This window comes from Agromyces sp. Y182, assembly GCF_059445385.1.
In genome coordinates this window covers 1,106,593-1,120,265 of sequence record NZ_JCAIUF010000002.1, presented here as the reverse complement: position 1 = coordinate 1,120,265, position 13,673 = coordinate 1,106,593, and the positions used below count along the sequence as shown (strand labels likewise).

Sequence of the window (13,673 nt, the reverse complement as noted above, 5' to 3'; positions counted from 1 at the left end):
CTGCGGATGCGACCGGGAATCGGAGTGCGCTGGCGGGCACTGACCGCGTTCGGATTCACGCTGCCGCGTCGCCGTGCCGGCCGCGACTTCGGCGTGCTGGTCAGCTGGACGGCGCTGCTCGCCCTGACCCTCCTGGTCGCGATCGGCGGCCCACGACTGGCCGCTGTCGTGATCGACGCCGCGGCACGTGAGTCCGTGGCGACGGCAGGCGCATCCGCCGATCTCGTGGTGCAGGCGCGCGTGGCAGAGCCGAGCATGTCGATCCAGGTTCCAGTGATTCCGCCCGATCAGATCTCCGAGGTCGCCGATTCCCTGGCCGGCACCCTGCCGATCGCGCTCGCCACCGTCCATCAAGACACGACCTTCTCGGTGATGACACCGGCCATCGCGGCCGCGCCCATCGACGGTTCGATGGCGCCATCGCCATCGCCATCGCCATCGCGCCGCGTGCTGCTGAGTACCGGCCTGTTGACCGATGCCGCATCGGGCACGCTCACGATCAGTGACGGTCGGCTGCCGGCCGACGCATCGCCCGACGACATCGAGGCCGTCGTCTCGGAGCCGTCAGCGCGCGCGGCCGGCCTCGTGGTCGGATCGCGCCTGGGGATCCTCTTCGCCGGCGAGGTCTCAGCGCACGTGGTGATCGTCGGCATCACGGTTGCGCCGCGGCCGGATGCGGCTGCCGGTGCGGACGCGGACGCGGATGCCGGCGCCCGCCAGATCCCGGCGTCCTACGTCGCCCGGGCGCCGGGCAGCGGCGACACCTCGGTGGGAGTGACCGTGCTGGTGACGCCGGCCGGGCTGGCGGCATCCGTTCGAGCAGGCGGCGAGCCCGCAACCGCGACGTTGCGGATGCGTGCGGACGCCGACGCCTTCACCGGTGCGCTGCTCGAGGAGGTCGCCCTCGAGTCGCGGCAGCTCGAGCTCGACCCCTCGCTGCTGCTGCAGAACTCGGCATACACCATCCAGGTGCGCAGCGACTTCGATGACGTGCAGAACGCCTTCGCCGCAATGGAGCGCACGGTGCGTGCCCACTTCACCGTGCTCATCGTCGGGATCCTCGCTGTCGCGGTGCTCGTGCAGCTGATCGTCGGCGGCATCCTGGTGCGCCGGAGGGCTGCGGATGTCGCCCTCGAACGGGCGAGGGGGTCATCGCTTGCCGCCGTGGCGCTGCGCGCAGGATGGGAGGCGCTGCTGCTCGGCGCCGTGGCCCTCGTGATCGGAGTCGGGGTGGCCGCGGTCATCCAGTCCGGTCCGATCGTCGAGCCCGCCTGGCCGATCGCGGTGCTCGCTCTGGCGGTGCTGGCCCTGCCCATGCAGACCATCGCGGTGGCGCGCCTCCAGGCCGGCGGTCGGCGTTCGCCGGCCAATCGGCGTGATCGCGACGCACTGCAGCGGCGGAGGACGACCGGCCGGGCGGTCGTCGACATCGCGGTGGTCGTGCTCGCCGTTCTCGCGATGGCCTCGTTGCAGTCGCGCGGTCTGACGATCAGTGGCGGCGGCATCGACCTGATCGCAGCCGGCGCTCCCGTGCTGGCCGCGGCCGCGGTGACGGTGCTCGTACTGCGCGTGTACCGCTGGCCGGTACGCGGCGTCGCGGCCGTGACTCGTCGTGCTCGTGGTCCATGGGGGCTGCTCGCATCCGTGCGCGCGGAGGGTTCACTGGCTGTGCTGCCACTGCTGGCCCTGACTTTGGCCGTGGCACTCCTCGCGGCCGACGCGACGCTGGCGACGACGGTGAGGTCAGGGCAGGAGGATGCCGCCTGGGCCAGGGTCGGTGCCGATGCGCGCGTCGACGGCCCGGTGACGACCGAGATCGCCGACCAGGCGAGGAGCTCGCCCGGCGTGGAGGCGGCATCCGCCCAGTTCACCTCCCCCGAGACGTCGATCGACCTCGGCACGGCATCGTCGCTTGCGACAGTGCTCGCGGTCGACAGCCACCACGCCGAGCTGGTGGCCGCGTTGCCTGCACTTCCCGGGGTCGTGGGGTCGGTCGGTGCGGATGCCTCGACGGATGCCGCCATCTTCGACTCGCTCCATCCATCCGCCGGGGCGGTGTTGCCAGCCATCGTCGACCGTGCGCTCGCCGATCGGCTCATCAACGACGACATCACGCTCAAGATCGGCGAAGCGAAAGTACCTGTGCACGTCGTGGCCACGATCGATGCCGGCCCGACCGGCTCGGGGGCCGGTCCATTTCTCTATGTCGACCTCGCGGGGCTCGCCGATGCGCTCGCCGATGCCGGTTCGGATGCGGGGCACCCCGACACGCTCCTGGTGGTCGGGCCCGGTGCGGCGCAGGCCGCGCGGGACGCGCATGTCGGACAGGTGACGACCCGAGCGAGCTGGCTGGCGCGGTGGCGAGACCAGGCCGACGTCGCCGGTGTGCAGGCCGGCCTCACCTGGGGCATCGCAGTGCTGGCGGTTCTCGCGCTGATCGGCTTCGCCGGCTGGATCGCCGGAGGCAGCCGGGAGCGGGCTCGATCGGCCGCACTGCTGCGCACCGTCGGCATGCCGGCTTCTGTGCGGGCTTGGCTGGGGCTTGCGGATGAGCTGCCGCTCGTGCTCGCCGCCCTGCTCGGCGGTGCTGCGACGGGCGTGGCCATCGTGTGGATGACGAGTTCCGGTCTCGGCCTCGCGACCCTCACCGGCGGGATCGGTGCACCGCATCCGGTCGTGCCGGCCGGGACGGCTGCGGTGCTCGTAGGCGGACTGGTCGCAGCCCTCGTGGTCGGGTTGGGAATCGACGCTCTGGCCTCACGGCAGCGGCGTTCGCGGGATGTGCTGAGAGCAGGGGAGACGATATGAGTGTGACGACGACGCCGGCGAAGGATCCGCTGATCGTGTGCGAGAACCTCGTGCGCATCTACCAGACGGAGGAGGTCGAGGTGCAGGCGCTGCAGGGCCTCGACCTGCACGTGGAGGAGGGTGCGATGGTCGCCATCGTCGGCGCATCCGGATCGGGCAAGTCGACCCTGCTCGGCATCCTGTCTGGACTCGACGCGGCCACTGCCGGCGCGGCGAGGGTCGCGGGCTGGGACCTGATGACCATGTCGGCTGCGGATCGACTCGCCTACCGACGCTCGACCGTCGGCTTCGTCTGGCAGCAGACCGGCCGCAATCTCATGCCCTACCTGAGCGCGCTGGAGAACGTCGAGCTGCCGATGGGTCTGCGCGGCACCCGCGCCTCCGCCAGAAGGGAGCGCGCCCGCGAGCTGCTGGCATCCCTCGGCATGGTGGACAAGGCCGGGCGGCGTCCTGGTGAGCTCTCAGGAGGGGAGCAGCAGCGGGTCGCCATCGCCGTGGCGCTGGCAAATGAGCCGCAGCTGGTCTTCGCCGACGAGCCGACCGGCGAGCTCGATTCAGACACCGGCGAGGAGGTGTTCGCGGCCTTCCGCCGTGTCAATGCCGAGCGCGGTACGACCGTGGTGATCGTCACACACGACTCGGCGGTCTCAGACCAGGTGCAGCTCACCTTCGCCATCCGCGACGGCCGCACGTCATCGGAGGTGCAGCGCAGCACGCGCGTCGATGAATTCGGCGATTCGCACGTGATCGCGCGCGAGTTCGCGGTGCTCGACCGTGCCGGTCGGCTGCAACTGCCTGCCGGCTATCGGCAGGCGCTTGGACTCGAGCGGCGGGTGCGACTGGAACTCGAGACCGACCATGTCGGGGTCTGGGCGGAGCAACACGAGCCAGGGAATGGCAAGCGAGGGAACCGCGAGCCCGGGAATGAGGACGAGGCATGAGCGCGACACCGGATCCGTCTGTCGTCGTGGAGCGGGAACCGGAGCCCGCGCCGATCGTGGTCGTTACGGGCCTGACCCGCACATACTCCTCGGGCGGCGGCGACGTGCACGCACTGGCCGGCGTCACCTTCAGCCTGCCCGTCGGCGCCCTGATCGCCCTGGTCGGCCGGTCGGGATCTGGCAAGACCACACTGCTGAACTGCCTCGGCGGGCTGGACACCCCGACCTCGGGCTCGGTCATCGTCGACGGGACAGAGGTTGGGGCGCTGGATGACCGTGGCCGCACCGCGCTGCGGCGGGACCGGTTGGCCTACGTGTTCCAGACCTTCGGGCTGGTGCCCATGCTCTCGGCCGCCGAGAACGTTGGCCTGCCCCTGCGCATGCGCGGCGTGGATTCACGGCATCGCGAGCAGCGGGTGGCCGAGCTGCTCGACCTCGTGGGGCTGGCAGATCACGCCCGGCAGCGCCCGGCGGAGCTCTCGGGCGGGCAGCAACAGCGGGTGGCCATCGCGCGGGCACTCGCGAATTCGCCCCGCGTGCTCATTGCAGACGAGCCGACGGGCCAGCTCGACGCCGAGACCGGCGAATCGATCATGGTGCTGCTCGAGGGTCTCGTACGCGACCAGGGCATGACCGCGATCGTGGCGACCCACGACCTGCGCATCCGCGAGCGCTCCGACGTCGTGCTCGTGCTGGCCGACGGCACGCTTCAGGACGGCGCCGGACGGATGCCGGCATCCGGACGACATCGCGGCTGACGACGGGGCCGCGCGCCCGCCGCTACGACGCCGCAGCCACCACATCGCAAACAGCGCGATGACGAAACCGGTGGTGCGCGTACGCACGCGGATCGCGCCCCCGCTCTATCGTGGAGGTACCGGTCTGCCCCAAGGCGCTACTCCTCACAGGAACGTGACATGATAACGATTTTGTTGGTCTCTGCCGCAATCATCATTGGCGCGTTCGTTGGTGTTCGGCGCTACGGCGGTTGGAAACGGTGGAAGCGAGACACCTGGGCCAGCCTGCGTACCCAAAGAGAGGCGGGGCTCCTCGTCGTCGTCGCCGGGTACTCCGCGCTGTTGTCTGCGGCGGGTGCGATCGGCATATGGGCCATCTACACAGTGCGCGATGTACTGCGGTGGTCGAATCTCGGTCAGCTCTCGTGGGGTACTCCAGTGTGGACGGCAGATGTGGTGTACCCGGCATCCGCAGTGTTCTTCACACTCGCTCTTGTCGGCATCGTGTGTCTGATACTGGTTGTGCGCCGGGACGCGCCGAACGTCCCGCACGCAGCGGCGATGACCCGGAGTGCGCTATGGACCCCTGGTTTCGGACTCGCAACCATTGTCGGAATGGTGTGGCGGATCAACGAGGAGCAGCTTTCTCCGCACTTCTGGCTGTATTTGATCCCCGTCATTGGTGCGGTTCTGGCGTCAGTGTGGGCGCTCCTGATGTTGCTGCTCGCCTCTCAGGCAAGAAGAGAACTCGCGGGCCAGCCGTCAGTGGTAGAGGCGGAAAATCCGTGACCGAGTACGAGCAATTTCTGAAGGAATACGGGAGTGCCGTGTCGACGGCGAACGTGATCGATGGCGCGATCCGCAGCCAGATCGGCAGGACCCCGCGGTGGCCAGAACTTGGCCTGCCCGTGGTCGACCGGGGTGGATATGCGATCTTCCCGCTCTCGGCCGCGGCCGTCACAGAAGGCGGAGATTCCGACGACGAACAGCTCCTGAAGAAGGTGGCGAACGCTCTGGAGAGCCAATGGGGACGCGCGCACGGAGGCAACTACGACCGGCTGTCGAGCGTCGAGATGGACGAAACGTACGGTCGTACACTCGCTGAGGCTGGAGCACTCGAAAGGCTGCCGCGCTGGTGGTCGGTCGAGCACTTCGCCGTCGTGCTCGTTCACGCGGTTGATCAGAGCCGGGCGTTCACGAGCTTGTCCCTCCACGTGATCCCGAAGGACTGGGTGTGGTACGTCTCCTTTGGCACTCCCCACAAGCGAGAGCTGTCGCGCCATCGACGGCTCATGCGCGAGCTGAAGGCTGCCGATGCGGCGTGGGCGTGGCCCCTGGTCGTTGCTGATGGCGGAGACGCCGATGACGCGGATTCCGCGTCGATGTCAGGCTGAAGGCGCTCGACGAGGCCGGCGTGCCGGTCACGCAGGGACAGTCCAAGGGATGGGCTCGTCCTTTCGGTGAGGTGGTGACCGCGGCGATCGTACCGCCAGGGCCGCTGCCTGAGCCCGTCGAAGGCACGATCATCGTCGACGATGAGGTGGCGGCCTCCGCTGTCCTACTCGATCCTGCGCGGGTCGTCGCAGGGACGCGGCACGTAGGTGTTCCCGTCGTGTTCGCACTGTCTCGCGATCGGCTTGTGGTCGTCGGAGCGGATGATGAAGTCGGCATCGTGCGTCTTGGATCTGGGCGAGGAATTGCATGACGCGGGCGGCCCGCTCGTGAGCGCCCACCCGGTCGTTCTTGCTGACGGCGTGTGGGCTCGCTTCCCATGGCTTGAGCGGTTCCCGGCGCTTGAGCTGCGCATCCAGCGGATGCTTCGATTGTTCGGCGTGCGTGCGTACGAGGCTCAGACCGTAGCGCTGCAGCGTCCCGATATTCACCTCGCCGACCCCAAAATCCGGTGCTCGACTGCGGCGCAACGGTAACGTTCGCGGCATGGCCGAAGGGCACTGCGACGCTGCTGCCGGTGGTCGATAATGTGATGATCGCCGATCCGTCCGGTTCGATCAGTGTTGCGTCGATGCGGCGGGCGACGCAGTCGTGCGCACAAGCATGTCCCCGCTGCGCTACTTCGTGCCGGGCGAGCAGCCCCGCTGTGATGGTGAAGTCCCTCAACCGTTTTTCCACAAAGCTCGCACCTGAAGCGTTTAGCGCCCCGTCAACGCGAAAGTGACGCGGGCGGGGCATACGGGAATCGCGGCCGGTTCTTGCCCTCGAGCTGCTCCGCTCGAGCGCGAGCACCGCTGGGGGACCGTCTATCGGGCACCTACTCAAGCCTGCTCAGGGGAGCTGTGGACCTTGCCGTTCTTTGGCGGCGATCTGTGATCGTTCAATGGCGGGTGCGCCCGGCACGGTGTCGAAGCTCGAGCGTGGGCGCTCGGTCATACACGGCTGGGACCGCCCTGGACTGCCTGTCCCTGGCGTTACCAGTCTCGACGGGGTCTTCCGGGACGTCTTGGTTGAAGCAAGACTTGGTTCTCGATCAGCCGCCCGGGACTCTGGAGAGAACACATGACCATCACACCTGCCGTACGCACCGTGCTGGAGACGGCCCAGGAGTTCATCAGGGCTGTCGAGGCCAAGGACTTCGACGCAGTCCAGGCGACCCTTTCATCTGATGCTCGTCAGCTCTTCATGCACTCGGGCCGCACCACTACAGAGGCCGGTGCAGCCGACCTCATCGCCGACCGCGCCAAGGGTTTCTGTGTGGCCGATGTCGACGGCCGAGACGAGATCATGGCCTACACGGAGGCACTGTTTCGAAAATTCACCCCGCTGATCTGGCGCGACCACAGCTGGACCGTCTCGCAGAAAGACGGGGCGGTGTATTTCTTTGGGCGGGGCGACATGCTCCTCACATCAAACCGGAAGCCGTACCGCAACACCTACGTGACTCGTTTCGACGTCGAGAGCGGCCACATCGTGAAGATGGCGGAGTACGCCAACGCCTTCCTATACGCGGGTCTGGGCGTTCGCCCCAATGGCGCAGAATTCCGGGCATTGTTGCGCGCGGTGGGTCGGATGGTCAATCCGACCCTCTCGGCCACGTCTGGACACTGATCTGGTGCGACGTGTTACGCGTCGCCGCGAGGCGTGTACAGCATGATCCAGTGGTCGTTCTCGGGGTCGTGGAGCATCTCGCTTTCGAACCGTAGCCAGCCCCTCTCAGGATGGTGTAGTTCCTTCATCGCGGATCGCCAGGTGCCGACCTCACCGATGTCCCAGTACTCGCGGAACCGCGCGCTTCGCTCGGCGAGGTCACGAAAGATCGCGCGGAGATAGGCATCCTCCGGGTAGCGACTCAGTGCCATCCGCAGTTCCGAGGCTGTGATGCGGGCCAGCTGCTCCGCGCCTTCCTCGCCGACGATCGCCTTCACCCGGAGCGACGTGAACGCGAGGTGGGCCACGTTACGGCCGAACGGGCCCGTCTCAAGGAGTGGCCCGAGAAGGTCGATCGCTGCTTCATTGGCGGCCAGGAGGTCGAGCCGACCATCGTGGACGGTCACCGGCATCACCTTGTCGAGCCCGCGGAGAAGCAGCTCGAGCCCTGGTCGGATGACGCTGGATGGCGCGTCGAGCTCCGGTGGGTGCTCGCCGGCGAGACGGAAGAGCAGATCGCGTTCTGCCATGGACAGTCCGAAGGCTTTTTGCAGAGCGGTAAGAATTTCACGGGACGGCCGCGGCGCCCGGCCTTGCTCGAGGCGCGTGTAGTACTCAACCGAAATTCCAGCCGCCTCCGCGAGCTCTTGACGCCGCAATCCAGGAACTCGCCGCGCAGACGCCCTGGCGTTCCCGGAGCGTATCGGCGGCTGTTTGAGGGCTCGCTGCTGGCGCAGGAACTCTCCGAACTCGGGACGCGCGCGAACCTGCATTCGACCATTCTCCTCCCCTTCTGATGCGAGAGGACCGGACTGCGTTCCAGTATGAATGCGACTGGCGCCACCGAGACCTTCACCCACAGCAGCACGGCCAGGAGGATGCCGATGCCGCCGCCGATGAGTTGGGCGGCGAGGAAGGGGAGGACGGAGGTAGGGGCGATGCCGGCGAACGTGTCGGTGAAGACGCGGCCGATGGTCACGGCAGGATTGGCAAATGAGGTGGAGCTGGTGAACCAGTAGGCGGCGCCGATGTAGGAGCCGACTGCGGCAGCGATCACCGGAGTGCTCTGATGGGCGCGGGAGAGGCCGATGATCGGCAGTACGAGCCAGCGAGATTCCTGCGGTCAGTGCCGGCACGCATCCCGCTGATCGTGTCGCCCCTTGCGCAGTCGCGGCCGCCGCTCGCCACGGCCTTGACTTCGTAGGGGTAATTCCGCAGCAAGTCGATGGGCTCGTCCATGACACCGATTTCGTGGTCACCGTCTGCGATCGCGCACGAGGAGTTCCCTGGCCGGGGCGGTGCACTGGTCGGTTCCGGATCCCGTTCCCGCCTCCACGGACGAGGCGTTCGAGGCCGTCTTCGCGGATCTCACCGCCCGGGTCACCCGACTTTCGCCACGTATGCTCGCGCTGACCTGACCCGGTCAGCTCCCTTTGCGGATGGAGCGGCGCTCGAAGGGGACCGTGTCGCGCCAAGAGCCCGTGTGCGAGCCAAGTTCGGTTGTCCCGTTGAAGGATCGGCTTACGGCTAGCCCTGCGGAAGGTGGCGTGAGAGGCACGCTCATGCGTCTGGCTCTCTTCGCGCGGTTCTGCTGCACCGGACGACTCGCCTGAACCACGCGCGCAACTGACCAAACGGCTCGCTTGATGTACGGCGAGGTCCCGCCGGCAAAGTTCCGGCGGGACCTCGTGTGCCCAGAGCGTTTGATGTCAAGCCAGGCTGGGTGTTCTTCGGGACGTTGACTTACTGCGTCGAAAGGCGATGACCGCGTCGATTGCTGGGTATATGGCGATTAGTCCCAAGAGGATCCTCGCTGTGCTGTCTGTCACTGGGGCAGTGAACACCGGCCCCGCAAGCGACCACCAAAGCAGCAGGCTGGCCCCGGCCAGAGACAGCAGGCTGCGGGCGCGCAGAGTGGGCACAGTCCAACGCCCTGCGATGAGCACGAGCACGTAGAGGACCAGCTCCGCCGCCCACAAGAGAAGCACCCAGGGCGCACGCCACTGCAGGAACTCGGGGTCGAGTGCGAGGGCTTCGATGGCGGGTTCTGGCAGCCCGGGCGCCCAGGAGGCAAGCCAGGGGAGGGCGATGACGAGGGTGGCACAAATCACCCCGGCCGCGATTCCAACGACCGTGGCCGGGCGACTAACCAGGTCGCGGTCGATCGTCCGGGGCGGCGCCGGGGCCCAGGCCTCGGCAGCGGACTCGCGGCGGCGAACGATCAGCGCCCCGATGAGTGTGAAGGTGATCACGACGCCGGGCCACCAGAGGGCGCCGATGCCCGGGCCGAGCCACCAGACGGTGAGGCGACCCCACCAGGCGTCTGCGCCGTAGTCCCAGCCGGTGACCGGGATGACGCCCAACATGGTTGCCGGGAGAGTGATCGCCCAGATCAGCGCGACCCCGCCGAGTGCGATTAAGGTAAATCGCGGGGCGTCGGAGGGGCGGATGATCGTGAAGCCGGCGGGTCGATAACGATCGGCCACATCCCGGGGTGCGCCGAACATTGTGAGCAGTTCCATGGCGAGCGTGGAGTCGGCGGGGCGGCCGGCATCCGTTGCCCGGCCGCCGAGTTCGTCGTCGAGCAGTGAGCGGAGTTCGAGGGCGACGTCGGCGCGCTGGCGTCGCGGCAGGTGACGCACGACGTCGGCCACGTAGCTGTCGATGATGGCGTTGGGATCCACTTCAGTCCTCCTCGGTCAGGAGACGGTTCATCACCGACGCCAGCGACCCCCACGCGGAGGTCAGATCTTGGTACACGCCGGTCCCGAGCACGCTGAGCTCGTAATAGCGGCGGGGGGGCCCGACGTCCGCCTGCCATTGCGAAGCGAGCAGTCCCTGGCTCTCCAGCCGCCGCAGAAGCGGATAGAGCGTTCCCTCCTCGATCGGCATCCCGCGCTGGGCGAGTGCTTGTCGCAGGGAGTAGCCGTACTGCGGGGCTCGCAGCTGGGAGAGCACGGCTAGCACGAGGACGCCCTTGCGGAGGTCCTGCTCGAGCCGACCGAGCTGTGTCGGGCTATCTACCATGCCGCGTATACTACATAGCGCCACACAGTGTCGCAACCATGACGCACGTACCTCATCGAGCCGCCCCACTATTGGTGACGTGCGGCGGCTCGGTCTTGACACCGCCGCCACGCCACACGAGGGCGAATATCGCAGCCCCGTATTGCCACTGCTGATTTGCGATGCAGGCGCGGCAGCCGATGTCGCGTAGGCGGATCCGGAATCGGGCGATGCACGAAGGGGGCCCGCTTTCGGGCATTCGCCAGCTTGGTTGCTTCGCCGTTCGTATTGCCGGCGGGCTTGCGGTTTGTGAAGCCCCCCGGTGGCGGGATCCTATTCCGCACGGCATGCTGGGTCGCATGGCTCGCTTCCTGCTCTCGGCGATGCCGTTCACGGGGCACGTCAACCCCGTTCGCGCCCTGGCGACTGCGCTCGTTGCTCGCGGACACGACGTGCGCGTTTATTCGGGCGAGGCGTTCCGCGCGGCCGTCGAGTCGACGGGCTCGCGGCTCGTCCCGTGGCATCACGCTCCCGACTTCGATGAGAGTGACCTCACCGCGACGTTCCCGCGGCTCAGGGGCAAGAAGGGGCTCAGTCAGCTCCTCATCAACGTCGAAGACGTCTTCATCAACACCTCTGCCGGGCAGGTGCAGGATTTGCGGGAGGAGTGGGTCCGGGAACCGTGGGATGCGATCGCTGGCGACGACGTCTCGATCGGCGCGGCGCTGTACACGGCGCAGAACGGCGGCCCCTGGGCAACGGTCTCGATCACCCCGCTGAATCTCTCCGGAACGCAGGGCCCTCCCGCCGGGATGGGTCTGTGGCCCGGTACGAATCCGTTCACCAAGGTGAGGGATGCCGCCCTCCGCGCGACTGCGCCGCTCATAGCCCGATCGCTCGTGAAGGCGATCGCGAGATCCGAGGAATCTATCGGCCTCCGGCCGAGAGGGATGACCATGGAGGAGGTCACCTTCTCACGTCAGCTCATCGTTGCGAGCGGATCCCCGCTGCTGGATTTTGAGCGCGCCGATCGGCCCGACTACCTGCACTTCGTCGGCGAGCTCCGGTTGCCTCCGCAGGCGTCGCATACGCGGCCGGCGTGGTGGAGCGAACTCGAAGGCCGACGGGTCGTGCATGTCACGCAGGGGACCCTGAACATCGATCCCGCCGACCTCATCGTGCCCACGCTGAAGGCCCTGGCCGACCGCGACGACCTGCTCGTGGTGGTGGCGACGGGCGTCGACGGAGATGATGAGCTGTCCTTCCCCGTCCCGTCCAACACGCGGGTCGCAGGATTCCTGCCTTACGCCGAGCTCCTTCCGCGAGTGGATGTCGCCCTGACGAACGGGGGATGGGGCGGGACGCTCGCGATGCTCGCCCACGACATCCCCCTCGTGATCGCTGGAGGGGATCTCGACAAACCAGAGATCGCCTCCCGCGTCGCGTGGACCGGAGCAGCCGTCAATCTCAAGACCGGCTCGCCAACCGCGGCTCAGGTCGCAGCCGCAGTCGACAGAGTGACGACAGACCCGTCATACCGGGATGCCGCAGCCCGCGTCGGCGCACAACTGCGGTCGCTCGGCGGGGCTGCTCGAGCAGCCGAACTGCTCGAGCAGCTCGCTCAACCGGCGAACGAGTCGACCCTTCGATCCGGCGGCTGACACCGACTATGAGGCACACCGACCAACTCCCGAAACCATCGCGGGCATCGATCGCTCATCGGGATCCTCAACGGCCACAATCGGCCCCAGTTGGCGAGCCCTGTCTGCCTCGTGGTCAGAAATGACCGTTTCTGACCTCCGAAGCGGCGAACTGGTATTGTTCCCCACCATCTCGGTGGCACGGCGGTCTCTGATGTAGCGTGTGCCCAACCGATGCGGAGGATCACAATGGAGTGGGTAGTTGTTGCGGCGGTCGTAGCCGCCGTACTCGCAGTCGTCGCGACGGCGCTCCTCGTCGTTCGCGAGCGCCGGAATCGTTCACTGAGCGAGCATCACTCCGGGGCTCACGGAGATGCGTCGCATGCAGCAGCGATGGGCCGCGCATATGCGGCAGATGCTGGGCGCGGCACAGGGATCGGCGGCGGGGGCGGGAGTTTCTGACTCCTCTGCGGAACGCCGAATAACGACCGGCTATTGGGCAGCGTTGTAGACCTCTGGAGGTCGACTTCAGCGGCTGATTAGGCGGCTGGCGCGGACCGTCGTGCTCTGAGCACGATGAGCGCGAGACTCGCGACTCCGGCGGCGATCGCCGCCGCGGCGATCCCGATCATGATGGGAATCAGGTCCAATTCAGGGCCACCGTTGGGGAAGCGGAAGCCGAGATTGCTGCCGCTGACCGAGAGCTGGGTCAACACGATATTGAGTAGGCCAAGTGCTCCCACTGTCCATGCGGTCGAAATGATGGTCAGCAGAAAGGTTCTCGCACTCGGAGTGAGATTCATTGGGTGTTCCTTTCCTGGCGGCGAGCCGGCACGGATGAGTTGGCGAAGGTTTTGGGTCGAGACCGATAGGCGTGCTGCACCGAGGGCCACTTGGCCGGGCTTGATCCCGAGTTCGTCGCAATCTCGGAGGTCTGCGAGCATTGCTTCGCGCCAGACCTCTCGGTGCTCTGAGGCGATCAGTGCGCTGCTCGCGGTCACGATGACGCGGGATACGTTCATGCCAGCCTCGGCTCTATGGGTGCGGTGCGACGTTCGCGCCGCCGGAATTCCGATGTCACCCGCTTAGCCTCGATGCGGCCATGGGGCGTGAGTTGGTACAAGCGACGGCGTGGGCCAGGTCGTTCCGGATCGGACTCCCATGTTGCGTTGAGCCAGCCACCGCTCTCGAGGCGGTTGAGTATCGGGTAGATGCTGGCGGGCGTACGGCCGGTGTTCTTGGCGATCCGTAGCCCCCAGGTCGGTCCGTCCTCGCTGAGAAGCACTTCGAGCACCTGAACCGTCGAAGCAGTCACACGAGTGATCGGGCCCATGATACAAAATAAGATCGTCAATAGCGGATCGACTTTCGGGACGACGGTGCTCGAGAGTCGAGTCCGAGAATTCGAGCGGGGACCTCGCAGCGGCCGGCCGGTGTAG

At 67.2% G+C, this 13,673-nt stretch carries 14 protein-coding genes and 1 pseudogene; 9 read left to right on the top strand and 6 right to left on the bottom strand.

Annotated features, from left to right (window positions below; genetic code table 11):
- Window positions 1-6: 6 nt before the first annotated feature.
- The 7 genes from AC1C2R_RS19740 to AC1C2R_RS19710 all read left to right on the top strand — a co-directional run bounded on the left by AC1C2R_RS19740 (window position 7) and on the right by AC1C2R_RS19710 (window position 7,549).
- The gene (locus tag AC1C2R_RS19740) at window positions 7-2,808 is read left to right on the top strand and encodes a hypothetical protein (RefSeq protein ID WP_495381016.1); all 2,802 of its coding nucleotides are present in this window, start codon (window positions 7-9) and stop codon (window positions 2,806-2,808) included.
- A complete protein-coding gene (locus AC1C2R_RS19735; RefSeq protein ID WP_495381015.1) occupies window positions 2,805-3,749 on the top strand; it encodes an ABC transporter ATP-binding protein in 945 nt (314 codons plus the stop codon). The genes AC1C2R_RS19740 and AC1C2R_RS19735 overlap by 4 nt, the downstream gene beginning before the upstream one ends.
- The gene (locus AC1C2R_RS19730) at window positions 3,746-4,507 is read left to right on the top strand and encodes an ABC transporter ATP-binding protein (RefSeq protein ID WP_495353402.1); all 762 of its coding nucleotides are present in this window, start codon (window positions 3,746-3,748) and stop codon (window positions 4,505-4,507) included. Before AC1C2R_RS19735 ends, AC1C2R_RS19730 begins: the two co-directional genes overlap by 4 nt.
- Window positions 4,508-4,666: 159 nt before the next feature.
- A complete protein-coding gene (locus AC1C2R_RS19725) occupies window positions 4,667-5,275 on the top strand; it encodes a hypothetical protein (protein ID WP_495381014.1) in 609 nt (202 codons plus the stop codon).
- Window positions 5,272-5,880, top strand: a complete 609-nt coding sequence (locus AC1C2R_RS19720) for a hypothetical protein (RefSeq protein ID WP_495353404.1) — start codon at window positions 5,272-5,274, stop codon at window positions 5,878-5,880. The genes AC1C2R_RS19725 and AC1C2R_RS19720 overlap by 4 nt, the downstream gene beginning before the upstream one ends.
- 264 nt (window positions 5,881-6,144) lie before the next feature.
- Window positions 6,145-6,414 (top strand): hypothetical protein, encoded by a 270-nt coding sequence (locus AC1C2R_RS19715; protein WP_495381013.1) that lies wholly within the window; start codon window positions 6,145-6,147, stop codon window positions 6,412-6,414.
- A gap of 586 nt (window positions 6,415-7,000) precedes the next feature.
- Window positions 7,001-7,549, top strand: a complete 549-nt coding sequence (locus AC1C2R_RS19710; RefSeq protein ID WP_495353412.1) for a nuclear transport factor 2 family protein — start codon at window positions 7,001-7,003, stop codon at window positions 7,547-7,549.
- Between the two features lie 14 nt (window positions 7,550-7,563).
- On the opposite strand, the gene AC1C2R_RS19705 is transcribed toward AC1C2R_RS19710, so the two are convergent.
- Window positions 7,564-8,361 (bottom strand): helix-turn-helix domain-containing protein, encoded by a 798-nt coding sequence (locus AC1C2R_RS19705; RefSeq protein WP_495381012.1) that lies wholly within the window; start codon window positions 8,359-8,361, stop codon window positions 7,564-7,566.
- Window positions 8,362-8,456: 95 nt separating this feature from the next.
- Window positions 8,457-8,693 (bottom strand): annotated as a pseudogene (locus AC1C2R_RS19700) (aquaporin family protein); the annotation flags it as partial.
- Window positions 8,694-8,701: 8 nt separating this feature from the next.
- Between AC1C2R_RS19700 and AC1C2R_RS19695 the strand changes: the two are divergent.
- Window positions 8,702-9,001: an arsenate reductase/protein-tyrosine-phosphatase family protein gene (locus AC1C2R_RS19695; RefSeq protein WP_495381114.1), complete on the top strand. Its 300-nt coding sequence runs from the start codon at window positions 8,702-8,704 to the stop codon at window positions 8,999-9,001.
- Window positions 9,002-9,297: 296 nt separating this feature from the next.
- On the opposite strand, the gene AC1C2R_RS19690 is transcribed toward AC1C2R_RS19695, so the two are convergent.
- A complete protein-coding gene (locus AC1C2R_RS19690; RefSeq protein WP_495381011.1) occupies window positions 9,298-10,272 on the bottom strand; it encodes a hypothetical protein in 975 nt (324 codons plus the stop codon).
- Window position 10,273: 1 nt separating this feature from the next.
- On the bottom strand, window positions 10,274-10,615 hold the full coding sequence (locus AC1C2R_RS19685) for a PadR family transcriptional regulator (protein WP_495381010.1): 342 nt from the start codon (window positions 10,613-10,615) through the stop codon (window positions 10,274-10,276).
- A gap of 338 nt (window positions 10,616-10,953) precedes the next feature.
- Here AC1C2R_RS19685 and AC1C2R_RS19680 point away from each other — a divergent pair, with 338 nt between their 5' ends.
- Window positions 10,954-12,255 carry a glycosyltransferase gene (locus AC1C2R_RS19680; protein ID WP_495381009.1) on the top strand — a complete coding sequence of 434 codons (1,302 nt, stop codon included), beginning with the start codon at window positions 10,954-10,956 and terminating at the stop codon, window positions 12,253-12,255.
- Window positions 12,256-12,773: 518 nt separating this feature from the next.
- Here AC1C2R_RS19680 and AC1C2R_RS19675 read toward each other — a convergent pair.
- On the bottom strand, window positions 12,774-13,256 hold the full coding sequence (locus AC1C2R_RS19675; protein WP_495381008.1) for a hypothetical protein: 483 nt from the start codon (window positions 13,254-13,256) through the stop codon (window positions 12,774-12,776).
- Window positions 13,253-13,567 carry a PadR family transcriptional regulator gene (locus AC1C2R_RS19670; protein WP_495353415.1) on the bottom strand — a complete coding sequence of 105 codons (315 nt, stop codon included), beginning with the start codon at window positions 13,565-13,567 and terminating at the stop codon, window positions 13,253-13,255. The genes AC1C2R_RS19675 and AC1C2R_RS19670 overlap by 4 nt, the downstream gene beginning before the upstream one ends.
- Between the last annotated feature and the right edge of the window lie 106 nt (window positions 13,568-13,673).